The sequence below is a fragment of the Ferruginibacter sp. HRS2-29 genome (assembly GCF_024343615.1).
Lineage (GTDB): Bacteria > Bacteroidota > Bacteroidia > Chitinophagales > Chitinophagaceae > Ferruginibacter.
The window spans coordinates 29,894-52,193 of record NZ_RJUB01000128.1; the positions used below are offsets into that span (position 1 = coordinate 29,894).

Annotated in this window: 22 protein-coding genes; 5 read left to right on the forward strand and 17 right to left on the reverse strand. The window is 44.2% G+C overall.

The window, feature by feature from the left end:
• The first annotated feature begins 65 nt into the window (after window positions 1-65).
• Window positions 66-1,208: an AI-2E family transporter gene (locus EGI32_RS14065; protein ID WP_255156002.1), complete on the forward strand. Its 1,143-nt coding sequence runs from the start codon at window positions 66-68 to the stop codon at window positions 1,206-1,208.
• Window positions 1,209-1,270: 62 nt separating this feature from the next.
• On the forward strand, window positions 1,271-1,339 hold the full coding sequence (locus tag EGI32_RS21400) for a hypothetical protein (protein WP_369681668.1): 69 nt from the start codon (window positions 1,271-1,273) through the stop codon (window positions 1,337-1,339).
• A gap of 253 nt (window positions 1,340-1,592) precedes the next feature.
• On the opposite strand, the gene EGI32_RS14070 is transcribed toward EGI32_RS21400, so the two are convergent.
• Complete coding sequence (locus EGI32_RS14070; RefSeq protein ID WP_255156003.1) at window positions 1,593-3,149, reverse strand: YifB family Mg chelatase-like AAA ATPase; 1,557 nt, start codon at window positions 3,147-3,149, stop codon at window positions 1,593-1,595.
• Window positions 3,150-3,656: 507 nt separating this feature from the next.
• Between EGI32_RS14070 and EGI32_RS14075 the strand changes: the two genes are divergently transcribed.
• Entirely contained in the window at window positions 3,657-4,472 is an 816-nt protein-coding gene (locus EGI32_RS14075; RefSeq protein WP_255156004.1) for an MBL fold metallo-hydrolase, read from the forward strand.
• Between the two features lie 127 nt (window positions 4,473-4,599).
• Here the strand turns inward: EGI32_RS14075 and EGI32_RS14080 are convergent, their stop codons facing one another.
• Both EGI32_RS14080 and EGI32_RS14085 read right to left on the reverse strand, forming a co-directional pair.
• A complete protein-coding gene (locus EGI32_RS14080; protein ID WP_255156005.1) occupies window positions 4,600-5,916 on the reverse strand; it encodes a DNA mismatch repair protein MutS in 1,317 nt (438 codons plus the stop codon).
• A gap of 227 nt (window positions 5,917-6,143) precedes the next feature.
• Window positions 6,144-7,484 carry a dihydroorotase gene (locus EGI32_RS14085; protein ID WP_255156006.1) on the reverse strand — a complete coding sequence of 447 codons (1,341 nt, stop codon included), beginning with the start codon at window positions 7,482-7,484 and terminating at the stop codon, window positions 6,144-6,146.
• A 39-nt stretch (window positions 7,485-7,523) separates the two neighbouring features.
• Here EGI32_RS14085 and EGI32_RS14090 point away from each other — a divergent pair, with 39 nt between their 5' ends.
• The gene (locus tag EGI32_RS14090) at window positions 7,524-9,248 is read left to right on the forward strand and encodes a capsule assembly Wzi family protein (protein ID WP_255156007.1); all 1,725 of its coding nucleotides are present in this window, start codon (window positions 7,524-7,526) and stop codon (window positions 9,246-9,248) included.
• Window positions 9,249-9,743: 495 nt separating this feature from the next.
• Here EGI32_RS14090 and EGI32_RS14095 read toward each other — a convergent pair whose 3' ends face one another.
• Complete coding sequence (locus EGI32_RS14095) at window positions 9,744-10,451, reverse strand: outer membrane beta-barrel protein (protein ID WP_255156008.1); 708 nt, start codon at window positions 10,449-10,451, stop codon at window positions 9,744-9,746.
• A gap of 20 nt (window positions 10,452-10,471) precedes the next feature.
• The gene (ubiE, locus tag EGI32_RS14100) at window positions 10,472-11,215 is read right to left on the reverse strand and encodes a bifunctional demethylmenaquinone methyltransferase/2-methoxy-6-polyprenyl-1,4-benzoquinol methylase UbiE (protein WP_255156009.1); all 744 of its coding nucleotides are present in this window, start codon (window positions 11,213-11,215) and stop codon (window positions 10,472-10,474) included.
• A gap of 96 nt (window positions 11,216-11,311) precedes the next feature.
• On the opposite strand from ubiE, the gene yihA reads away from it, so the two are divergent.
• Complete coding sequence (yihA, locus tag EGI32_RS14105; protein ID WP_255156010.1) at window positions 11,312-11,959, forward strand: ribosome biogenesis GTP-binding protein YihA/YsxC; 648 nt, start codon at window positions 11,312-11,314, stop codon at window positions 11,957-11,959.
• A gap of 267 nt (window positions 11,960-12,226) precedes the next feature.
• On the opposite strand, the gene EGI32_RS14110 is transcribed toward yihA, so the two are convergent.
• The 12 genes from EGI32_RS14110 to EGI32_RS14165 all read right to left on the reverse strand — a co-directional run bounded on the left by EGI32_RS14110 (window position 12,227) and on the right by EGI32_RS14165 (window position 22,251).
• Window positions 12,227-12,700 (reverse strand): ribonuclease H-like YkuK family protein, encoded by a 474-nt coding sequence (locus EGI32_RS14110; protein ID WP_255156011.1) that lies wholly within the window; start codon window positions 12,698-12,700, stop codon window positions 12,227-12,229.
• A 343-nt stretch (window positions 12,701-13,043) separates the two neighbouring features.
• Window positions 13,044-14,627 carry a T9SS type A sorting domain-containing protein gene (locus tag EGI32_RS14115; RefSeq protein ID WP_255156012.1) on the reverse strand — a complete coding sequence of 528 codons (1,584 nt, stop codon included), beginning with the start codon at window positions 14,625-14,627 and terminating at the stop codon, window positions 13,044-13,046.
• 74 nt (window positions 14,628-14,701) lie between these two features.
• Complete coding sequence (locus tag EGI32_RS14120) at window positions 14,702-15,133, reverse strand: hypothetical protein (RefSeq protein ID WP_255156013.1); 432 nt, start codon at window positions 15,131-15,133, stop codon at window positions 14,702-14,704.
• A gap of 344 nt (window positions 15,134-15,477) precedes the next feature.
• A complete protein-coding gene (locus tag EGI32_RS14125; protein WP_255156014.1) occupies window positions 15,478-15,843 on the reverse strand; it encodes a CoA-binding protein in 366 nt (121 codons plus the stop codon).
• Between the two features lie 4 nt (window positions 15,844-15,847).
• Complete coding sequence (locus EGI32_RS14130; RefSeq protein WP_255156015.1) at window positions 15,848-16,249, reverse strand: thiol-disulfide oxidoreductase DCC family protein; 402 nt, start codon at window positions 16,247-16,249, stop codon at window positions 15,848-15,850.
• A gap of 103 nt (window positions 16,250-16,352) precedes the next feature.
• Complete coding sequence (locus EGI32_RS14135) at window positions 16,353-16,739, reverse strand: hypothetical protein (RefSeq protein WP_255156016.1); 387 nt, start codon at window positions 16,737-16,739, stop codon at window positions 16,353-16,355.
• Between the two features lie 24 nt (window positions 16,740-16,763).
• Entirely contained in the window at window positions 16,764-17,138 is a 375-nt protein-coding gene (locus tag EGI32_RS14140; protein ID WP_255156017.1) for a hypothetical protein, read from the reverse strand.
• A gap of 84 nt (window positions 17,139-17,222) precedes the next feature.
• Complete coding sequence (locus tag EGI32_RS14145; RefSeq protein ID WP_255156018.1) at window positions 17,223-17,729, reverse strand: GbsR/MarR family transcriptional regulator; 507 nt, start codon at window positions 17,727-17,729, stop codon at window positions 17,223-17,225.
• Window positions 17,730-17,782: 53 nt separating this feature from the next.
• Window positions 17,783-18,514, reverse strand: coding sequence for an energy transducer TonB (locus EGI32_RS14150; RefSeq protein WP_255156019.1), 732 nt, complete (start codon window positions 18,512-18,514; stop codon window positions 17,783-17,785).
• 91 nt (window positions 18,515-18,605) lie between these two features.
• A complete protein-coding gene (locus tag EGI32_RS14155) occupies window positions 18,606-20,312 on the reverse strand; it encodes a pyruvate dehydrogenase complex dihydrolipoamide acetyltransferase (RefSeq protein WP_255156020.1) in 1,707 nt (568 codons plus the stop codon).
• 77 nt (window positions 20,313-20,389) lie between these two features.
• The gene (locus EGI32_RS14160; RefSeq protein WP_255156021.1) at window positions 20,390-21,094 is read right to left on the reverse strand and encodes a LytTR family DNA-binding domain-containing protein; all 705 of its coding nucleotides are present in this window, start codon (window positions 21,092-21,094) and stop codon (window positions 20,390-20,392) included.
• A 128-nt stretch (window positions 21,095-21,222) separates the two neighbouring features.
• The gene (locus EGI32_RS14165; protein ID WP_255156022.1) at window positions 21,223-22,251 is read right to left on the reverse strand and encodes a sensor histidine kinase; all 1,029 of its coding nucleotides are present in this window, start codon (window positions 22,249-22,251) and stop codon (window positions 21,223-21,225) included.
• Window positions 22,252-22,300: the final 49 nt, after the last annotated feature.

Here is a 22,300-nt window from a genome sequence, read left to right on the forward strand (position 1 = left end):
GGTTCGTAAATATTTATCTCACTAATTCGGTTAATTCGCTTTAATTCGTGTAATAAATTATTCACATGAAGCCTGCCATCAAAGAATACCCGTTTTATATTAAAAGCACCGTGGTGTTGCTGGGGTTAACGCTATTTTGTATCGCATTATTTACGTTAAAGGAAATTGTGGCACCCATCGCTTTTTCGATGATCATCGCCATACTCCTGAACCCGCTGGTGAATAAGTTGCAGAACAAAGGGGTGAACAAGATCGTTGCCATTTCGCTTTCGCTGACCCTGGCATTTATACTTGTGGCAGGAATACTGTATTTTATTTCTTCCCAGGTGATGAACTTTGGTGATAACTTACCTGCCCTGAAGGTGAAATTCAACGAGCATCTCGGGCAACTGCAGCAATGGCTTTCTTCTAACTTTAATGTTTCCATAGAAAAACAACAACAGGCGCTCAATGATGCACTCAACAACAGCAAGGCGTTGCTGGGCAGTGCTGTAGGAGGCTTGCTGGGCACCATCGGACTGATCGTGCTGATCCCTATTTATGTATTTCTTTTATTGTTTTACAAAACACTCATCATCAATTTTTTTCACGAAATATTCGCGGAAGAAAATACGGCCAAAGTATCTGAAGTGCTCGGCGAAACCAAATCGGCCATACAGAGTTACATGGTGGGCCTGCTGCTGGAAGCGCTCGTGGTAGCCGTGCTCAATTCGGTTGCGCTACTGTTGCTGGGCGTCGAATATGCGATATTACTCGGTGTTATCGGTGCATTGCTCAACATGCTTCCCTATATCGGTGGAATAATTGCCATCGCATTGCCCGTGATCATTTCCGCGGTAACAAAAGATGGGTTTACCACGCCATTACTCATCGTAGGTGCTTATACCCTCATTCAATTTATCGATAATAATTTTCTCGTTCCATTCCTCGTGTCTTCAAGGGTTAAGATCAATGCATTCTTTTCCGTCGTTGTTGTGCTGCTCGGAGGCGCTTTGTGGGGAGTTGCGGGAATGTTCCTTTCCATTCCATTTGTGGCAATCCTAAAGATCATTTTTGATCGCCTGCCCGAAATGAAGCCATGGGGAAAACTGCTCGGGGATGAAGTGCCTACCCGCCACAAAGGCGAAGTATGGATGCGGCGGCAACAGCGGAAGCTGGAAAAGTCATCGGTAGCGGAGAAGATCGTTGAGTCGAGTGAAAAGAAATAACAGATACAATTACGAATTGAAAATTACGAATTACGAATGATTGAAGCGAGATAAGATCACAGATTTCAGAGGGATGCAGGAGATTACTCAGATTATTTTCTGCTTCGCAGAAAACAAAATGCAGTTTATAAATCTTTCCGCTTTTATTAAAGTTTCAAAAATTTTAAACTGCAGCTCAGTTTTTCACTTGTGAAAAATCTGTGTAATCTCCTGCATCCCTCTGAAATCTGTGATCTTATCTCACTCATATCTTCGCTCATATCTTCGCTCAAATTCGTAATTCGTAATTCGTAATTCGTAATTCGTAATTCGTAATTCGTAATTCGTAATTCGTAATTCGTAATTCGTAATTCGTAATTCGTAATTCGTAATTTCAATTTGTGATTATCCAATTGCCCTGTTTCCCCATCCCTGCCTGTCAAGGCTCCTGTATTGAATAGCTTCAGCCAGGTGCTGCGGAAGAATATCGGCACTGCCGCCCAGGTCGGCGATCGTCCGGCTTACTTTTAAGATGCGGTCATAGGCCCGTGCAGATAAATTTAATTTCTCCATGGCCGCTTTCAATAACTGATGGCCGGGTGAAGATATCACGCAGATGTCCTTTAGCATACTACTGCTCATTTGTGCATTTGCATACACATCCTGTATCGTCCGGTACCTTTCTGCCTGCAGATTTCTGGCAATGATCACCCGGTCGCGGATGTCGCAACTTTTTTCAAAAGATTGCATGGAAGAAAGTTCGCTGAATGCTACCGGGGTCACTTCTACATGAAGGTCTATCCGGTCGAGTAATGGCCCTGATATCTTGCTCAGGTAACGTTGTACTACTCCGGGGCCACAGGTGCATTCTTTATCAGGATGATTGAAATAACCGCAGGGGCAGGGGTTCATACTGGCGATGAGCATGAAACTGGCGGGAAAATCGAGGGCAATCTTCGCCCTGCTGATGGTTACCCTGCGTTCCTCCATGGGCTGGCGCATCACTTCCAGTACGGAACGTTTGAATTCGGGCAACTCATCGAGAAACAAAACCCCGTGATGGGCCAGGGATATTTCTCCGGGCTGGGGATTGCCGCCACCACCTACCAGCGCCACATCTGATATGGTATGGTGCGGGCTTCTGAAAGGCCGTTTGCTCACCAATGTCGCATTTTCCATCAGCTTGCCTGCAACGCTATGGATCTTGGTTGTTTCCAAGGCTTCCTGTAGCGAAAGCGGCGGCAATATGGTAGGCAGCCTTTTTGCCAGCATGGTTTTTCCGGCTCCCGGCGGGCCAATGAGGATGGCGTTGTGCCCGCCCGCCGCCGCAATTTCCAATGCCCGTTTGATATTTTCCTGTCCTTTTACATCAGAAAAATCAATATCGAAACTGCTTTGCGCCAGCGCAAATTCTTCCCTTGTGTTTACGATCACCGGCTGAAGTGATGCTTCATTACTGAAAAAACCGATCACTTCTGTCAGATGATTCACTCCATACACTTTCAGGTCATTTACCATAGCGGCTTCGCGGGCGTTTGCCGCAGGAACGATCAGTCCCTCAAAGCCTTCCTTTCTGGCCTGGATGGCTATTGGCAAGGCACCCCTGATAGGGCGCACTTCACCATCGAGACTTACTTCTCCCATGATGACGAATTTCTCCAGCCGTTCAGGGTTTTCTATCTGGTCGGTAGCGCCGAGTGTGCCGATCGCGATCGGCAGATCGAATGCGGAGCCGGTCTTTTTAATGTCTGCCGGTGCAAGGTTGACGACAAGTTTTGTTCTTGGCATAAAATAATGATTGCTTTTAATGGCGCTCTCCACACGTTGCAGGCTTTCCTTTACTGCATTATCCGGCAGCCCCACGATGAAATAATGTTGGCCCTGATTATTTACACTTACTTCTACCGTGATGGTGATGGCTTCCACACCATACACGGCACTTCCGAATGTTTTTACTAACATTTGTAAAGGTTTGAATTAAGCCGGAGATGGCATGGAGGTTTTCAACAGGAAATGGAGGAGATTTTTCGGGGAAATGACTGGTGATTTTCTCCCTGGAACATGTGTTGTTACACCTATCGTAGAATTTTACCTTTTACATAAAGCCTTTAGAGCAACCTGCTCAAATTGAAACCGGCACACATGGACATTTCCAGTATGGCAGATTAATCATACATGATAGTGCTTATGTACTTAGATGAATTTTTCCCCTTCTTCTTTCGCGGATGACCGGTATGGCTTTTAACCAAAAATGTGATTGCAATAAATAATTTGCCGGGAAGACGGGAAGAAAAACCTGAATAAATATCTTCCCGTCTTCCCGGCAAATTATTGTTAAGACGTCTTCCTTTTTCCATTAAGATATTCAACTTATTTTTTGCTTCGGTGACCAGCATCCAGTAACCGGCATCGGCTTTTTTGTTACTAAAAAATTTAGGCAGATATCTTCCCTCTTCTTAGCTTTGCGCCATGTCCCTTTTCATCACATCCCTCAACAGCGGCAGCAACGGCAATTGTTACTATATAGGTAACGACCGCGAAGCGATACTGGTAGATGCCGGGCTCACCTGCCGGGAAACGGAAAAGAGGATGCGCCGCCTCGATCTTTCGATGAGCAAAGTGAAAGCTATTTTCATTTCACACGAGCATGGCGACCACATAAAAGGGTTACCGGTGATCGCGAATAAATTTCAGCTGCCCGTATATATTACTTCCAGAACATTGATCGGTTGCGCCGATCTCAAACGACAGTATGTAGAAAGTTTTACGCCTTATGAGCCGGTACAGATAGGGGCGTTGAGCATTACCGCTTTTCCTAAATTTCACGATGCCGCCGATCCGCATAGTTTTATCGTGCAAAGCAATGGTATTACCGTAGGCATATTTACCGATATCGGCAAAAGCTGTGAGCACCTGGTAAAACATTTCAGCCAGTGTGATGCAGCTTTCCTGGAAGCGAATTATGATGAGGAAATGCTCGACAAAGGAAGATACCCGATCTTTCTGAAAAACCGTATACGAGGTGGCCACGGGCATTTATCCAACCGGCAGGCGCTGGAATTATTTACCACGCATCGTCCGCCGGCGATGACCCATCTTTTGCTGGCACATTTGTCAAAAGATAATAATGACCCGCTTATCGCGAAGCAATTATTTGAAGCACATGCCGGGGAAACGAATATAATTGTAGCATCGAGATATGAGGAAACGCCTGTGTATCATATAAGTCGTGAAAAAGCTATGCAAAAGAGAATGAGCCGTGTGGTACAAATGGGGCTTTTTTAATGGATAATAGAATGGATAATTGTATAATGGATAATGGATAATTTTTTCGATCCGAGGAACTTTCAAATTAATATAGACATTCAACCCAAAAGCATTATCAATTATCCATTATGACATTATCCATTGATCAAAGATCTTCCAGCATCTTCACCACCCCTTCTTTTTTCAGGATCAGGTAACCCAGCCGGTCGTTGCTGATACCGCTCTTGAGCTGGTAATTGAAATTGAGCTGATCATTCAGCACGCTTGTTTCAAAATAATTGAACGTGATGTTCGGATGGCCTTTCAGGTCGTCGCCGATCTCGTAGAGGTGTGTAGAAAGTATGAAGAGAGAATTTTTTATCTTGAGCAATCCCTCAATCACAGCCAGGCTGCACTTCATGGCATCCTGTACATTGGTTCCTTTGAACAGTTCGTCAATAAGGATGAGCCATTTTCTTCCATCGCTGATCTTACTAACGGTAGCCTTTATACGCTGCACTTCGTTGAAGAAATAACTTTCACCTTTCATGATGTTGTCGATCACATTGATGTTGCTGAGCATGCCGTCGAATACGCTCAGCCGCATGCTGGCAGCCGGAACGCCCATGCCCATATGTGCCAGGAAAACGGCGCTGCCAACCGCTTTGATGAAAGTGCTTTTGCCCGCCATATTGGCCCCGGTAAGAAAAAGAAAATTTGTTTCTTTATCCAATGCCACATCATACGGTACCGGCTCACGGAGCAGGATATGATAAAGCCCTTTTGCATCGATCACCGGTTGATGCGAGTCTGCTATCTCAGGAAATATCAGCTCGTATTTTACCACCGCCATCGCCATGCCATACCAGGCATCCAGCTGCGCAAAAATACTGAGCAGGCTGATCATGTTATTCTTGTAATGATAACGGAAAAAATGCCCGAGGTACAACATCTCCTGCGGCGGCATTTCCGATGCTTTCCTGTATTTACCAATAATGGCCAATCGCTCGCTGCCGATGATCTTTTGCGCAGCCTGCAATATTATCTTCAGCAACTCCGGCGTATCCGATTGGGTGAAATGATCCACCATCTGCTGCATGCCTTTTACCAGGTCGAAATAATGATTGACAGAATACCGCACCAGCGAATAATCGTGGCCATTGATGATCTTATAACTCATCGCCGAGATCTTCGATGGGGTAGAAGGGATAGCCGAAATATTGGACTCAAAAAAACGTTCGACCACCATTACGGTCCCGTTGCTGATGAGCGAAGGCCAGTGCGCTTTTTCGCGGATGATGAACTTCAGCACCCGCTGCACTTCACGGATATCGTCGGCACTTTCCAGCGGTTTGCTGAGGCTTCGCCGCAACTGGTCTTTGCCACGAATAGTGACACATTGGTTGATCTTGCTGAAAACTGAAAATTCCTCTTCTGAATTGAATATGGAAAGGTCGTCGATGGTGGTTTTATCTATCTCCATAAGTGAATGGGTCAATGAGTGAATGAGTGAAATGTTTGAAAGTTGCGGGTTGCGGGTGCAGGTCATTTTGATCGTTTGCTCAAAAAATTATTCTCTGCGCAAACTCTCTTTGCTCTGGTTCTCTGCGGTAAAGAAGGATTTCCAACCGCAGAGAACGGGAGAAAACGCAGAGGTTTTCGCAGAGATTGCTTCGCAAGCGATCAAATAACCGGACACCCGCCATGCTTTTATCTGTTAAAGGTTATCCTTTGTCCCCTATGAGACTCAATGAGTGCCCCTTTTTCATAAACTAAATTTCCGCTTACCATCGTGCTTTCAATGCTGGATGGGAAATGGAAGCCTTCCAGCGGGCTCCAGCCACATTTATACAGGATGTTTTCCCTGGTTACGGTGGCCGGTTTTTGGAGATCTGCCATTACCAGGTCGGCATAGTACCCCTCGCGGATATATCCACGGTCTTTTATCTGGAAACAATCCGCTACCGCATGGCTCATCTTTTGCACGATCTTTTCCAGCGTTATTTTCCCCAGGCTATGATAATACAGCATGAGCGAAACCGAATGCTGCACCAGCGGAAGCCCGGAATGTGCATGTTCATACGGCCCGGTTTTTTCCGAAAGCAGGTGTGGGGCATGATCCGTAGCGATCACATCCAGCCGGTCGTCGTTCAAGGCTTCCCAGAGGGCTTCTTTGTTATAAGCCGCTTTGATGGCGGGGTTGCATTTGATATGATAGCCCTGCTTTTCGTAATCATCGGCAGTAAAATGCAGGTGATGCACACATACTTCCGAGGTGATGCGTTTGTCTTTCAACGGAAGCATATTGCCAAACAACTGCAGTTCCTTTTCGGCGCTGATGTGCAGGATATGCAGGCGGCTGTTGTATTTTTTTGCAAACTGTACCGCTACCAGGGATGATTCAAAACAGGCTTCCTCATCACGGATGATGGGATGGTCGGAGGCTTCAAGATTATTTTTCTCATTTTTCCTTAGCTCGTAATTCCTTTTGATGATCCGTTCATCTTCGCAATGAGTGGCTATCAGTAATTCGCTTTCGCTGAAAATACGGTTGAGCGTGCTGTGGTTGTCTACCAGCATATTGCCGGTACTGCTGCCCATGAAGATCTTCAATCCGCAGATATCGTTTTTGGCTTCATTGATGCGTAATGCTTCATCTGCATTATCGTTGCTCACGCCCATGAAAAAGGAATAATTGGCGAGCGAGTTCGCTTTCGCGATAGCATATTTCTGCTCCAGCAGTTCACGCGTAAGTGCATTCGGAATGGTGTTGGGCATTTCCATGAACGTGGTGGTGCCTCCGGCAACGGCTGCACGGCTTTCCGAATGAATATCGGCCTTGTGGGTAAGCCCCGGTTCGCGAAAATGTACCTGGTCGTCGATGGCACCCGGAAGCAGGTATTTGCCTTCGCCATTTATCTCCGTCACGTTGCCTTTTTCGTTGATGGATGCGGCTATCTTTTCAATGCGTTCGCCTTTCACCAGTACGTCGGAAGCCTGAATTTTTCCTTCATTTACCAACAGAATGTCCCGGAAAAGATATTTTTGCATACCTTGAATTTAAAGAATTAATAAAAATTACCAAAACACATGCAAATTATTAAAAGCCTGCTCAAAGTAATTGTTTTTGTTTGCCCGGTAACGGCTACAGCACAATCTACCTACTTGTACCAGGGTTCGAAGGAAACGCGTTTTATAGAAAGGCTGGAAATAAAACAGCAAACCAATACCAATCTTAATTTTTCCACTTTAAAACCGTTCAACAGGAAGTATATCGTGCAGGAAGTAGAATTCCTTGATAGCGCCCGCATGGGATACAAGGATTCTACCGGGGTGGATATGCATAGGGAATGGACAGATCTTGACCTTACTCCTGTGGATGAATACAACATGCGCAGCCTGCTCATGAACAGCAGCGAATGGGTGACCACGCCAAGAGAAGATTTTTTAAGCAAAAAACCTATCTGGAATACTTTTTATAAAACGCAGGCGAATTTCCTGGAGGTGAACAATAAGGATTTTTTCCTGGCGGTAAACCCGGTATTGCAGATCAGGCAGGCAGTTGAGCCGGGGTATAAGGAAGGCATCTTTTTGAACAGCCGTGGTGTGAGCCTTCGCGGGATGATCGCGAAAAAAGTAGGCTTCGCTTCGATCATTACCGAAAACCAGGAACGTGGGCCGCAATTCTTCCAGGAATATGTGAATTCCACCCGTTCGGTGCCGGGGGCAGGTTTTTATAAAAACTTCAAAAAAACGGGTGTCGATTATTTTGACGCACGGGGTTATGTCACGTTCAACGCCGCAAAATTCATCGATTTTCAATTCGGCTACGATAAGAATTTTATCGGTAATGGTTACAGGAGCCTTTTCCTGAGCGATTTTGGCAACAGCAACCTTTTCCTGAAAGTAAATACCAGGATCTGGAAATTGAATTACCAGAACCTGTTCATGGAACTGATGCCACAATTCACCAAAAAATCGGATACGCTGCTCGACCGCAAATATGCGGCCATGCACCACCTCAGCATGAACGTGACCAAATGGCTCAACATCGGTTTGTTTGAAGGCGTGATCTTCGGAAGAAGGAACCGTTTTGATTTTGAATACCTGAACCCGATCATTTTTTACAGGCATGTGGAAGGCACTGTAGGCAGCCCGGACAATGCCGTAGCAGGTTTTGATTTCAAAGCGAACGTAGCCCACAGGCTGCAGTTTTACGGACAGTTCCTGCTGGATGAGTTCAGGATAAATGAGATCAGGAATGTACCGAAAAGCTGGGTGAATAAATTTGGTATACAGCTGGGTGCAAAATATGTGGATGCATTTGGCGTACGCAATCTCGATCTGCAGTTTGAGACCAACCGGGTCCGTCCTTTCACCTATTCGCACAACGATACAACAGCTAACTACACGCATTATAATCAGCCACTGGCCCATCCGCTCGGAGCTAACTTCCAGGAATTTATCGGGGTATTGCATTACCAGCCGGGGCCGAGGTGGAACATCGATGCTACGGCGATTTATTATTACAAAGGACTGGATAGTGCAGGAACTAATTTTGGTGGTGACATCTTCAAAAATTACAACACCCGCAATCAGCCCGACGATAATTTTACACTGGGCAATGGCGCCAGGGCGAAATGCCTGAATGCCTTGTTGAACATCTCTTACGAGTTCAGGCAAAACCTATTCTTTGAAGCTTCCTTACAACACCGTAATTATAAGATCGAAGGGGTGAGCGGACAAAGCAATACCACGCTGGTAACGGCGGGTATAAGGCTGAATATGTTCAGGAGGGAATATAATTTTAATTAGAGCGGGGAGGATGCCACGAATGGCACGAATCAGACGAATGATTTTGCGGCTACCATCGTTGGTGATAATACCAACATGGCGCAAAGCAAATACTAAAAAAGCAACCCTAGTAAAAAAGAGAAGGCTACCTAAGTAGCCTTCCAATGTAAGGATGGGATTCGAACCCACGATACAGTTTCCCGTATACTCGATTTTGAGTCGAGCGCATTCGACCACTCTACCACCTGACTATCTTAACAAAAGAAATTCTTCTCAATTTAAGCAAATACTGAATTTCTATTTCTGTATAATAGAAAATACCAAATTGTTTGCCAATGGAAAACATCTGCCAAATTTTCATGAAAACAAACGTGGACTAACAGGATGTACTAGTTACCTGTTATCACCAAAAACGGTGCAATGGCTGATCTTTTAGCTTAATGAATAAAGAGAAAGGCTCCGATCATTGAGCGGAGCCTTTCTCTTTATATTATTAGTGTAATTCGTGGCTGTATTCTATTCCACCGTGAGAGAAAAAGTAACGGTGCGGGAATTTACCCGGTCGATCACATTTGAATATTTCAGATCGGGATCACGTTTGTGCATATTGCGCAGGCCATAACCGATCTTCAGCTCAGGGGTGAGTACGAATACAGGAAAGTACAGGTGAAAACCGATACCGGCTTCAAGGCCGTAATCGAGTTTCTGTAATTTGATCAGATCCGCATTTTGCTTGGAAGCTTTATTGGCCGCCAGGTCATACTCGATCTTTCCGCCTGCCATCATATACACTTTGAAATTGGCGATACGGTCGCTGCTGAATTTTACCTGCAACGGCAGCGCCAACGTAATACCCTGTACTTTTTTGGTGGTAATACTGTCTTCACCCAACACTTTATTGGGGTAGGAAAGATGGTATTGAAATGCTTTTTCGGTAAATACGAGATTGAGCGGATAGGTGCGGATATCAAAATGCTCGCTCAGGTTGAGGTTTACCAGCCACGCGAGATTGATACCGGTACTGTTCACACTTTCCACCACGGTTACGGTGTCGTTGATGGCACCATTTGGCAGCCTGATAAAACGCGGATGATGTGAAAAGCTGAAATGCGACCTGTTGGCGCCCACGTTGATACCAAAGTGGATGCGTTTGGAATCGTGGTCGGGGAGGTTCAATTCTATATCGCCGCCCATTTGTGCAAAAGCCCCAAGGGGAGCTATCAAAAGTAATATTAAACAGTACTTCATTTTTGTCCGCAATAAATACTACAGATACCCATGCTCAAAGCAGTGCTCTGTATGTTGTTATAACCTAGGTTTTCTAAAATCTGAGTAAAGTTTTTGCCCTCGGGAAATTTTTTAATTGATTCGTCTAAATATGAATATGCATTGCGGTTCTTCGAAAATAGCTTTCCCATGCCCGGGGTGACCACTTTCATATATATGTTATAAAAGGTGCGTACAACCGGGAAACGGGGTTTGCTGAACTCCAAAACTACCAATTTTCCGCCGGGTTTCAATACCCTTAAAATTTCGGAAAGCCCTTTTTCCAGCTGTTGGAAATTGCGGACACCAAAAGCTACTGTTACCGCGTCAAACGTGTTGTCTGCAAAGCTTATTGTTTCACTATCACCATTTAACAATTCTATCTGCTGCTCCAGCCCCAGTGATTTTACCTTTTTTCTACCCACTTCCAGCATACCATCGCTGATGTCGATGCCCGTTATTTTATCCGGTTTAAGCAAACCCGATGCCATAATGGCTACATCGCCGGTGCCGGTGGCTACGTCGAGGATGTACCGGGGTTTGAGTTCTTTCAGGTAACCCAGGGCTTTTTTTCTCCAGCGGATATCGATGCCGGCGCTTAAAAAGCGGTTGAGGAAATCATACCTGCCGGCAATATCGTTAAACATTTCCGCTACCTGTTCCTTCTTGCTCAGGTCCGAGTCTTTGTCAGGGACCACCGTATCATGATCAAATGTTGTCATACAATGCTGCAAATATAAGCCCTTTGTGAGAGCGGCAGAAGCGGCATTTGCATTTCATGGGCAGATAAAGGTTAAATTTGCAAATATTTTAGTTTTATGCAGATCAAAAAAGCAGTTTATCTTATCAGCAGCCCCGATTTCGAAAAATGCCCGGTGGCCGACAAGCCGGAGTATGCGTTCATCGGGCGGAGCAATGTGGGCAAATCGTCGCTCATCAATATGCTTTGCAATAACGACAAACTGGCCAAAACTTCGGCGTCGCCGGGAAAAACGCAGATGATCAATCATTTTGACATCGTAAGTACCGCTGTTTCTGAAGAAAATAAGAAGCAGGAAAATGTTTACCACTGGTATCTCGTGGATCTGCCGGGCTACGGCTTTGCAAAAGTGAGCATGCGTAGCCGCAACCGCTGGGAGCAGATGATAGAAAATTATTTGCGCAAGCGTGAAAATCTTGTCCAGGTATTTGTTCTCATAGACGCCCGCCACAGCCCTCAAAAGATTGATCTTGAATTCCTGGAAAACCTGAAAAAATGGGATGTGCCTTTCAGCCTGGTTTTTACCAAGAGTGATAAAGAGAATCAACGGATAGTTTCGAAGAATGTCAAATCATTTTTAGAAGCCATGAAAAAGACCTGGCAATTTTTGCCGAGGCATTTTGTAACCAGTGCTGTGAAGAAAAGCGGGAAGGATAAAATACTCAATTTTATCGCGGAAACGAATGAAGAGAACACCAGTAAATAATTACGAATTGATAATTACGAATTACGAATGTTATCTGAGCGAAAAAGTAATCACAGATTTTAGAAGGATGAGATGATTACACAGATTATTTTTTACTTCGTAAAAAATGAAAATGCAGTTTATACATTGATTCAACTTTGTATAAACTGCATTTTCGTTTTGCGTAGCAAAACAATCTGCGAAATCCTTTCATCCCTTTGAAATCTGCGATTATTCTTACGCTTCTATTTTCGCGTTCATTCGTAATTCGTAATTTCCAATTCGTAATTAATTCACCACTTTATTTGCACACGAGCTGCTTGCAAATGCTTCCGGCTTCGCTTTGAAGGCAAAGCCCATCCCGAGTATATAACCCATGGCTTCCTTGAGCGCTTCATTACTTTTGAAATTGGGACTGGTGTTGATGTCTGCATGTACTTCCATTTCCACCTGGTATTGGGTAAAGAGGTTGCAGAGTTCGTAAGCGGTCTCGATGCTTTTGGCAACTTCTACCAGCATGCGTTCTTTGATGCTGTAACTGATGAGTGTTTTTTCGTTGTGGATGAACATGAACCCTCCCTGTCCTTCGCGTAAGAAAACGATGACAGTAGCAAATTCAGTTTCTTTTCCTTTAACCTGGCTATCGGTGCCGATGCAAACTTTCAGCTTATGGCCTGCAGCTGTTTCTCTTTTAATGGCCTGTGATACCGCATCTTTGATGGGAAGATGAATGGTGTCACCATTGAATTTTCTCCATAGCATAATTAGTGGGGTTTCCTAAATTTACGAATAAAAAGAAAGCCCGGTATTAAGAAAAAGAGAAGAAAACTGAAAATGTGAAGATGTGGAAAAACAATCGTAAAAGAAAAATCGCAGATTTCTGATTGATTTTATGATTTCGCAGATTGTTGCTGCGCAACTTTTAACGCTTTGCGAAAATCCGAAGACCATTATTAGAACGAAAAATCCCGCTTCAGGCGGGATGAAATCAGCGAAATAATAAAATCTTTTTTGAAATCAGCGTTTATTCTTAAATCTTGTTAATCAAAATTAAAAAAGGGGCCAGTCCCTAACACTGACCCCTAAACTTACACATGAATCTACCTTACTGTTTTATAATTCTTTCTGTCTGTTTGTAATTGTCGTTGAGCAATTGCAGCACATACATTCCCGCCGGCTGGCGCTGAAGATTGATGCTGTTGATGCCTTTTATACCTGTGCCGAGTGCGATGGTCTTGCCATTAATGTCCATCAGTTTGTACTGGTATTTGTCGGACGCATTTACCATGATATTCTGTTGTACAAAACTCGATACGATGAACATCTTATCTTTCACGCCATTCGATTTCAGCGTAATGATGTTGGAGTAGGCTACCTGGTCGATCACCGATACTACTTTTATCCTGTAGTAAAGTGTGCCTTCCTGCATAGGAGCATAAGTATAGGTATTTGATGTAGAACCAACATTCACCAATGTCTTGAAATTCCTTCCATCTTCCGATACTTCAATTGTTTGTGTACGCATCGGTTCGTCTGCTGTCACTTTCCAGTTCAGCGTATGCTTGTTATCGTTAGCCGTGCCTGAAAGAGCGATCTCTTTTATCGCAAGCACACCTGTTGTACCTCTCAGTGTATAACCGCCAAGGCTTCCATATTCGGAGGTGTTGGCGTTTCCAACACCGCTGACTACCAGGTAATAAGTCCCCGCAGAAAGGCTGGTATCTTTTACCACATCCAGTGCTTCTAGCGGATTGAATGTATTGATCAGCACTTTAGAAGAATTATACAATTGAACTTTAGCATCCAGGTTGGCGGCTTCTTCGCTGCCATTGACACCGTTAGGTTTTACTTCAAGATGAAAAGTCGAATTTTGAGAGATCACGAATTTGAATGCGTCAAGATCTGTTGCTGTGGTTATCACACCAGTAGCGGTGAAATTATTTGTGCCCAGTGAATAAGTGGTATTATCCAATGTGCCGGTATAGTCGTCGTTGCGGTAGCCAAACCCATTGGTAGTAGTAATGATGGTGAGGTTATCCTGCGTAAGCGCACACCCATAAGGTGTTGGGCCATCGTTCCACCCGGTCATATTCTGGTAATAGCTGTTGCCCATGATCGGCGACCAGCCCGTTTCGCCGGAGCCAGAGCCCAGGGCGTATGTTTCAGTGAGATTGCAATTGGTATCATATGTTGACTGGTGCGAAAGCCCTACTGTGTGGCCACCTTCGTGCGAACAGCATTCGGCGATGTATTTGGGGTTGTTGAGCAACCGGTCGGTAAATACAAAACCAGGTACATCATCGCCCCATGTAAAAGAACCGATGTAAGAAATACCGCCAACTCCCTGGTACCATCCGCTGGTGGGTGTAACGATGATCCGTACACGCTGAGCTACCGGGGCTGCTATGAATTTTGTAGAATCCGTAGTGATATTGATATTGAAAGGACGGTAATCTTCCGAAACCCTGTTGAATATTTCAGTGATCTGTGCAGTAGTCATTCCGCTTGCTGCACAAACAAAAGTATTGTTGCCGTTCCATGCATAAGACTTTACCGTGTGCCCGTCAAAATCGAGGAACATGGTAGCGCTGGCGCTTGCAAGGCTGTTTAGTTTTGGCACCTGGGCAAACGCATTAAGCGATGTTGCCAGCAGCAGCGTGAGTAATAGTTTAGGCGTAAAGTTTTTCATTTTGGATCTGTTTAATGCCAGTTGGGGTGGCAATTATTTGGATAGTGTTTGGATGTATTGGATCGGTTGGATTGTTAATTATAACTGCAATCCTGCAATATTCTTGCTGTTTCAAATTTTTGCAGCTTGTAATTTCCAGCTTCCGCTTTTTTTATTTCATAACCATCCAGCGCATTATTATTCATGATCCTGCCGGTGTATGAAATGCTGTTGTCGGCATTGGTGATCTTTGAAATGGAGAAAAAAGAATTATCGAGGTTGGCCGAACGGATCGTAACACTCTGCAGGTTGCTGTATTTTATTTCATTGCTCAATACGATCCCCTGGAAAGTATATCCATCGCCCATAGGGATAGCAATGGCGGCACCTTCGGCAAGTGTCATTACATTTTTAAATACATCTGAATTAAGATCGATCCTGTCGGGAAGAGTGGCGAAAAGCCGGGTTTTTGCAGCAACATTTTGTTGCGAGAAGCCAACTGCAGTGGATAGGCAAAGCAGTAGCATAAGCAAGGTTTTACTTAGCAATTTCATGGTATTGGTTTTTAGGAGTTGATATTGGATATATGAAACTCTTTACCTGAAACGCCCTGTTGAAGACCCTAGTATGTGGAAAATTAATTTTTTTGCTAAAATGATGAAATATAGAAGATTTACTACAAGGGAGGATGGTGGCGGGTTACGGGTGTCGGTTGGAGTGTTATCGATCGTTTGCGAAACGTATTTCCTCTGCGAAAGCGCTGTGTTTTCCGGCACTCTATGGCACAGAAAGCTTCTTTCACGGCAGAGAACGAGAGAGAGCAGACGTTTCGCGGAGATAGCTTTTCTAACGATCGATAACCCGTAACATCCTAATATTGATTCGTGGATAACAAAACCAGCGTACAAGCTTCCATCGTAGCGATGCCGTTCTTTTCTGCCAGTTCCTCCAGTTCGGGGTTTTCTGTACCGGGGTTGAAGATGATGCGTTTGGGTTTCAGCGAGAGGATCGTATCGTAATAAGGCCGCTGATTGGCAGGGTTCAGGTATAATGTTACCGTATCTATATCCGGTACTGAAGGGGCTTCTGTGAGTATATCCGTATCTTTTATTTTCCCTTTTCTTTTGCCAACTGCCACCACTTCATGGCCATTGTTGAGCAATTTATTTACCGCAAGGAAACCATACCTGGCGGGGTTTTCGGAAGCGCCTAATACCAACGTTTTTTTTGAAGCCATATGATCAGTTTAAAAATCTTGATTTTAGTTCCGGCGTGGGGATCATGCAATGATCCCGCTCACCAAACCATTTATAGCGGTTTTTAGCAATGAAATTGTAAACCGCGTCGCGTATGAAAGCAGGTACAATAATGAAGCCATATACGAGTTTGATAAAACCTTTTAGCTGCCTGGCCACTTTTAAAGCGGCAGTAGATCTTGTATAGACTTTTCCATCCTGCACCAGCACGAAGGAATTGAAATCATTTGTTGGCAGCTTGAATTGTTTCAGCAATTGCTGCCCGGATTCACTTTGCAAAGACGAATAGTGAAAAAAGGCATCCGGATCGCGGCGTATTACATACTGCACAGAACTGTTGCAGAGATTGCAGACGCCGTCGAATAATATGATGGGATGTGTACTCATCGATGTTGCAAAGATAAACTGTTATATTCAGTTGTTCAGCGCAAGGCAAATCCCGGGCAGATCATACAATTCTGGTGATCTGCCCGGGAAGTTTGGTTAAAATCTACAGTTGATGTAAAACCGCAGTGCCTTTACTTTTCGCTTCCAGTGCCGCTTTTTTGCGCAATGTAAAAAAGATATAAAGGTTGAAGAAATGCATGGCGCCGACTATCAGGATAATGAGCCCTACTTTAAGGCTCAGTTTCTCTATCACTTCCTGGTAGCTGCTGATGACGGAGGTAATGCGTAAAGTATATACGGCATAACCGATGTTGATGAGGTAGAAGCCAACCAGTAAAAGATTGTTGACACTGTCTGCAAGTTCTTTATTTCCATGGAAAATGTCTACTAAAAAGACCTTGCCGTTCCTGAATAATGTTTTGGCTACCCAGATGGTGAGGCTGATTGTGATAATGAGGTAGAGGGTGTAGGTGAGGATGATCTGGCTCATAAAAAATAGTTAAGTGGAGAATGATTACCTGAGCAAGGAAAGTGGGCGGCGCATTTTTATATAATATTCTTTGTAACACAGGTAGGCGTAATAACAAGCCATAAACGGTGCTGCAAACAATAAAAATGCCATCAGGCAGAAAAGCAAAGTATTAAACAATGCTCCGATCAAAGCAAATGCGGCAATAATTAAAACTATATAATGATAACGGAGACGTGCTTCACTAGGTTCGATGAACCAGTTGCATAACGTATGTGTCAGCATACTGAACACCTGCCAGCCACCAACAATAAAATAGGAATAGATGAAGTCAAAATCATGGCTGGCAAGACTGAAAATTACAGCCCCAATGATCAATACGATATTTATCCAGGCGTCAATTAATTTAAACTTTCTCATGTCAAATGTATTTGTATTTTCAGAAAATAATGAAGCATAGGTCTTAAAAAAAAGCCGTTTTCACGGCTGCTCTTTTTACCAGGGTTATTTAAATATTTTCAAGACGCTTCCTGTAAACCAGTTCTCTTCTGCTTTCACCATTACATCGAGTAGTTTATCCGCCTGGCTGCCGAGTTTTTTTATTCCCCCGATCACTTCGGTGAATTGTTTGATATCCTTATCTTTTTTATCTCCCTCCACATTTTCCAGTTGCGCCAGCAATTTGATCATAGGATCCAGCTCACGTTTTTTTCTTTCCTTGATGATCTTGGTAGCTACTTTCCAGATATCTTTTTCTGCGGTAAAATATTCTTTCCGTTCGCCCGTGATGATCACCCGCTCTACCAGGCCCCAGCCGATCAGGTCGCGGATGTTCATATTCACATTGCCCCTGCTGATGGTCAGTTGCTCCATGATATCGTCCTGGGTAATGGGATCCACACTTACCAGCAGCAAAGCATGTATCTGCGCCATAGTGCGGTTGATGCCCCAATGGGTGCCAAAGGCACCCCAGCTGCTGATGAATTGTTGTTTTGCTTCTGTAAGTTTCATACAGCAAATATAATCGCTGTTTCTGAATTTTCAAAATAAATTGAAAGCTAATTTCAGATTACTTGGAAAGAGATCGGTTGAATGCGGTAGGCATTGACGGTATGGCCATTCCGGAATGCCGGTATCCATTGAGGAGATTTATAGATCACCCGGAGTGCTTCTTCATCCAGTACGAATTCTACAGATTTACGCAAATGTATAGTCTCTAAGTCGCCGTTTTTATTGATCATAAAACCTACCAACACCTTACCGCCCTTTACCGATTTTGCAGCCACATCGGGATTAATAGTTGATTGAATGAATTTAACCCATGCTTTGGGGCCTCCCTTGAATTCACCTCTTCTTTCATCAGGATATTCTACCGCTTTTTCCTTTTTTACGGTATCGGGATCGATGGTTTGAAGCAAAGTACCATGGTCATACTTTTCTTCTTTCACCACTTTAAAAGTGTCGTTATAATAATACCAGGAACCATCTTTTTTATTTCCCTCATAAGTTCCCTGGATCTGTAATAAACCATTCTCTCTGTAAGAATAAAAGGAGCCGTTGAGTATTTTCATGTCCCGATCCTTATAAGTTTTTACTGTCATCAACGGTCCGTGCAGCTTGTAGTCAAGCCGCCGGAATACACTTCCGGGAAACTCTTTGATCAGGATAAAATATTTTGTCTCTTTGATGTCTTCAGTAACACCATTATCCCCGACGTAAATAAGATCGACGATCTTTTGTGATTGGGAAGCAGAAGCAAAATGCAATAAAACGAATGCAAGTAGAAGTTGTTTCATAATTAGTTTTCTGACGGGGAATTTAAAAGGTTCAAAAATTATGAACTTCCATAACTTTTGAACCTTTGAACTTTATAACGTTTTGAACCTTTTACACCAGCATGGTCACCGGGTTCTCCATATATTTCTTGAATGTCTGAAGGAAAGCTGCTCCTACAGCACCATCCACACTTCGATGGTCACAGCTGAGCGTAACTTTCATGATGTTGACAACACCGAAGCCGTCGCCTTTTTTCACCACCACTTCCTTGATCGCACCCACCGCCATGATAGCGCTGTCTGGTGGATTGATGATGGCCGTGAATTGTTCGATATCCATCATGCCCAGATTGGAAACCGTGAAGGTATTTCCGGTGAATTCTGCAGGCTGTAATTTTTTATCTTTTGCTTTCGCATACAATGCTTTTGCATCAGCGGCAATTTGTGATAATGTTTTCTGATCAGCAAACCTTATCACCGGTACGATCAAGCCTTCCGGCAAAGCCAATGCCGATCCTACGTGGATATGCTGGTTCTGGCGGATGAAATCGCCCATCCAGCTGCTGTTTACCGCAGGATGCTGGCGCAATGCCGTAGCGCAGGCTTTGATCACCATATCGTTGAAAGAGATCTTCACAGGGCTCACTTCGTTCATCGCGGCACGCGCCGTGATGGCATTATCCATGTTGATGTCCATGGTGAGGTAGAAATGCGGGGCGGTAAACATGCTTTCGCCCAGACGGCGTGCGATCACTTTGCGCATCTGCGTCAGTTCAACATCCGTGTGCCCTTCCTGCCCATTGGCTGTGAAGGCCGCCACGGTTGCTGTCGGAGCAGCTTTTGCAGCGCCGGTTGCCGCAGGAGCGGTAGTTGCCGGAGCAGCAGAAGGCGTATAACCATCTACATCTTTTTTTGTAACCCTTCCGTTGTCACCGCTGCCGCTTACTTTGGAAAGATCGATGCCTTTTTCGGCAGCGAGTTTTTTAGCAAGGGGAGAAGCTTTGATCCGTTGGTCGGTATTTGCACCGCTTTCAGGGCTTTCAGTCGCTGAAACGGTATCAGCCGGTGTAGGGGTATCGGCTCCGGTTGAAATTTCTGTGGTCTGTGGTCTGTTGTCTGTGGTTGCGGCTCCGTTGTTACCCGCTTTTTCAGCAGCAACGTATGCGCTCACATCAGTTCCCGGTTTACCAACAATGGCAATGATCTCGTTGATCTTTGCGGCTTTGCCGGCTTCCACACCTACATATAACAGAGTTCCTTCTTCGTATCCAACCACTTCCATGGTAGCTTTATCGGTTTCCACATCGGCGAGCACATCATCCGCTTTTACCTTGTCGCCTACTTTTTTGTTCCAGGCAACGATCTTTCCTTCGGTCATCGTATCACTCAGCAGCGGCATCCTGATCTCTTTGGCACCAGCAGGAAGGGATACTTTTCCACCACCACCTTTTGATCCCCCGTCGGAACCTGCAGTTGCTGCCGGAGCGCTTTCCGCGGTTGAAGGAGCAGGTGCAGCGGTCGCCTGTTGTCCCTTATCGGTAGTGGCACCAGCGCCATCCAGCAAAGATTCATATGCTTCGCCTTCTTTACCGATGATCGCAATGATCTGGTTCACTTTAGCTGCCTGGCCGGCCGGAACCCCGATGTATAATAATGTTCCGTCTACATAACCATTCACTTCCATCGTCGCTTTGTCTGTCTCCACATCGGCCAGTACATCGTCCGCTTTTACTTTATCACCTACCTTTTTGTTCCACGTAACGATCTTCCCTTCGGTCATCGTATCGCTCAAAAGCGGCATGCGTATCACTTCTGCCATAATTATTTGATTTCTTATTTAAATTGATGCCCGAAATTAAGGCAAAAAGAGGAATTTCAGCGGTATTTATATGGCTACTATTTATGAAAGTTTCTGCTTTCAACCAGGTCAAAAAACATTTTCTGGTGGGTTACGCCTACCGGGATTACCGCGTTTCCTATAAAAATGCGGTTTCTTTCGATGCTGTCGATCTTATCCAGGGCTATTATGAAGGATTTATGTACCCTCACAAACCTTTCACCAGGCAATCCTTCCTCCATATTCCGGAGGTTTTGGAGCGTGATGATCTTCTCTTTGGCCGTATGAAGTATGATATAATCTTTTAATCCTTCTACAAAAAGCAGGTCATCCAGCATCACTTTAACGATCTTTCCGTCTGTTTTTACAAAAATGAAGGGGTGTGATGCGGCTGGTTCAGGAGCATTTTTGGGCGGTATGGAGTGCGCTTTTTCTGCTGCTTTGTAAAATCGTTCGAACGGGATTGGCTTCAGTAGATAATCGACCACATTGTGCTCATAACCTTCCAGTGCATATTCGCTGTAAGCGGTAGTAAGTATGAAGGCGCATTTGCCCGCGGCTATCTTCATGAACTGGAGGCCGGATAATTCCGGCATCTGCATATCTAAAAAAACAAGATCTGCTTTTTGTTCCTGCACCATTTGCAACGCACCAATCACATCTGTAGTAGCCGCTACGAGTTGCAGAAAAGGCACTTTGCTGATATAATCCTCCAGGATATCCAATGCCAGCGGCTCATCATCTATCACAATACATCTTAACATTCGTTTAGAGTTTAGGGTTTAGAGTTTTAGATGAGGGTTGTATTGATTATACCACTTATCCCTGCGCCAACTCTGTGCTCTCCTGTTCTCTGCGGTTTCACTTCCTGTAAACTATCGGAATGGTGAAACTACAGGTGGATGGTTAGTTGACAAATATAATTCACTTCGTCTTCTTTTATCGAAAGTGCGTGCGAACCGGGATAAAGCAACATCAGTCTTTTTTGAACGTTCACCAGCCCGATGCCATTGCTTTCATCCTTATTCCCTTTTGCTTTGATGTTTTTTACGAACAACAACAAATGGCCATTTTCGATGGAAATGTTGATCTGTAACGGGAAGTCAGGATTGTTCGTTTCGCCATGTTTGAAACCATTTTCTATGAAAGGGATCAGTAGCAAAGGCGCAATCTGGTAGGTATCTTTATCGCACGAAACGGTGTAAATAATATTGCCGCCGTTGGGATAACGTAATCGCTGAAGATCGATAAAGTCTTTGATATAGTTCAGCTCTTTCGAGAGCAAGACTTTTGCCGCACTGCTGTCCTTGAGCATGTAACGCATAAGGCTGCTCAGTTTCAGGATACTCTCCGGGGCGCTGTCGCTTTTTTTAAAACTCAACGAGTAAATATTATTCAGTGTATTAAAAAGAAAATGCGGATTTACCTGGTTTTTGAGCAGGTTGAGTTCTGCATCAAAAACTTCTTTCTGCAGAATATTTTTTTCTTTCTCCGTCCTGATCCAGAAATCGGCCGTCCACAACACCGTGCTGATGACAATATAGATCCCGATAAAATAAATGTTATCTAAAATGTAGTAGGTAACAGGAGTACTCTCATTGTAATTTCGTATGTCAAATAGATAAGGATATAACCTCTCTTCCACATTAAAGCGTACGGCGATTCCCACACATAATAATACCAGCCAGGCGAGCCAAAGTTTTCCGAATTGTTTTGTTTTGAAAAACTTCGGTAGAACCACAAAATAATTCGTATAAAAAATCAGGAGGGCGATCAGGAAATAACTGAGGGTAAGCATGCTGAACATATTGCGCCAGTCGAGTTCTTTATGCTCAAATACCACCTGTTGGATTACCTTCAGCAATCCCAGGGAATACAACCAGTAGCAGATGTGCAGTAATATCTTGTACGAACGTCTCATTATTTTTTTCTGTAAATAAAATTAATCTAATCCGGCTGAAGGGCATGCA

Coding starts and splice junctions, on each gene's coding strand:
- EGI32_RS14155 (WP_255156020.1), bottom strand. CDS start 20,312: ATGGCAGAAGTGATACGCATGCCGCTTTTGAGCGATACGATGACCGAA.
- EGI32_RS14075 (WP_255156004.1), top strand. CDS start 3,657: ATGTCCCTTTTCATCACATCCCTCAACAGCGGCAGCAACGGCAATTGT.
- ubiE (WP_255156009.1), bottom strand. CDS start 11,215: ATGACAACATTTGATCATGATACGGTGGTCCCTGACAAAGACTCGGAC.
- EGI32_RS14125 (WP_255156014.1), bottom strand. CDS start 15,843: ATGGCTTCAAAAAAAACGTTGGTATTAGGCGCTTCCGAAAACCCCGCC.
- EGI32_RS14130 (WP_255156015.1), bottom strand. CDS start 16,249: ATGAGTACACATCCCATCATATTATTCGACGGCGTCTGCAATCTCTGC.
- EGI32_RS14065 (WP_255156002.1), top strand. CDS start 66: ATGAAGCCTGCCATCAAAGAATACCCGTTTTATATTAAAAGCACCGTG.
- EGI32_RS14085 (WP_255156006.1), bottom strand. CDS start 7,484: ATGCAAAAATATCTTTTCCGGGACATTCTGTTGGTAAATGAAGGAAAA.
- EGI32_RS14160 (WP_255156021.1), bottom strand. CDS start 21,094: ATGTTAAGATGTATTGTGATAGATGATGAGCCGCTGGCATTGGATATC.
- EGI32_RS14110 (WP_255156011.1), bottom strand. CDS start 12,700: ATGCTATGGAGAAAATTCAATGGTGACACCATTCATCTTCCCATCAAA.
- EGI32_RS14135 (WP_255156016.1), bottom strand. CDS start 16,739: ATGAGCCAGATCATCCTCACCTACACCCTCTACCTCATTATCACAATC.
- EGI32_RS14070 (WP_255156003.1), bottom strand. CDS start 3,149: ATGTTAGTAAAAACATTCGGAAGTGCCGTGTATGGTGTGGAAGCCATC.
- EGI32_RS14120 (WP_255156013.1), bottom strand. CDS start 15,133: ATGCTACTGCTTTGCCTATCCACTGCAGTTGGCTTCTCGCAACAAAAT.
- yihA (WP_255156010.1), top strand. CDS start 11,312: ATGCAGATCAAAAAAGCAGTTTATCTTATCAGCAGCCCCGATTTCGAA.
- EGI32_RS14140 (WP_255156017.1), bottom strand. CDS start 17,138: ATGAGAAAGTTTAAATTAATTGACGCCTGGATAAATATCGTATTGATC.
- EGI32_RS14090 (WP_255156007.1), top strand. CDS start 7,524: ATGCAAATTATTAAAAGCCTGCTCAAAGTAATTGTTTTTGTTTGCCCG.
- EGI32_RS14115 (WP_255156012.1), bottom strand. CDS start 14,627: ATGAAAAACTTTACGCCTAAACTATTACTCACGCTGCTGCTGGCAACA.
- EGI32_RS14150 (WP_255156019.1), bottom strand. CDS start 18,514: ATGAAACAACTTCTACTTGCATTCGTTTTATTGCATTTTGCTTCTGCT.
- EGI32_RS14145 (WP_255156018.1), bottom strand. CDS start 17,729: ATGAAACTTACAGAAGCAAAACAACAATTCATCAGCAGCTGGGGTGCC.
- EGI32_RS14080 (WP_255156005.1), bottom strand. CDS start 5,916: ATGGAGATAGATAAAACCACCATCGACGACCTTTCCATATTCAATTCA.
- EGI32_RS14165 (WP_255156022.1), bottom strand. CDS start 22,251: ATGAGACGTTCGTACAAGATATTACTGCACATCTGCTACTGGTTGTAT.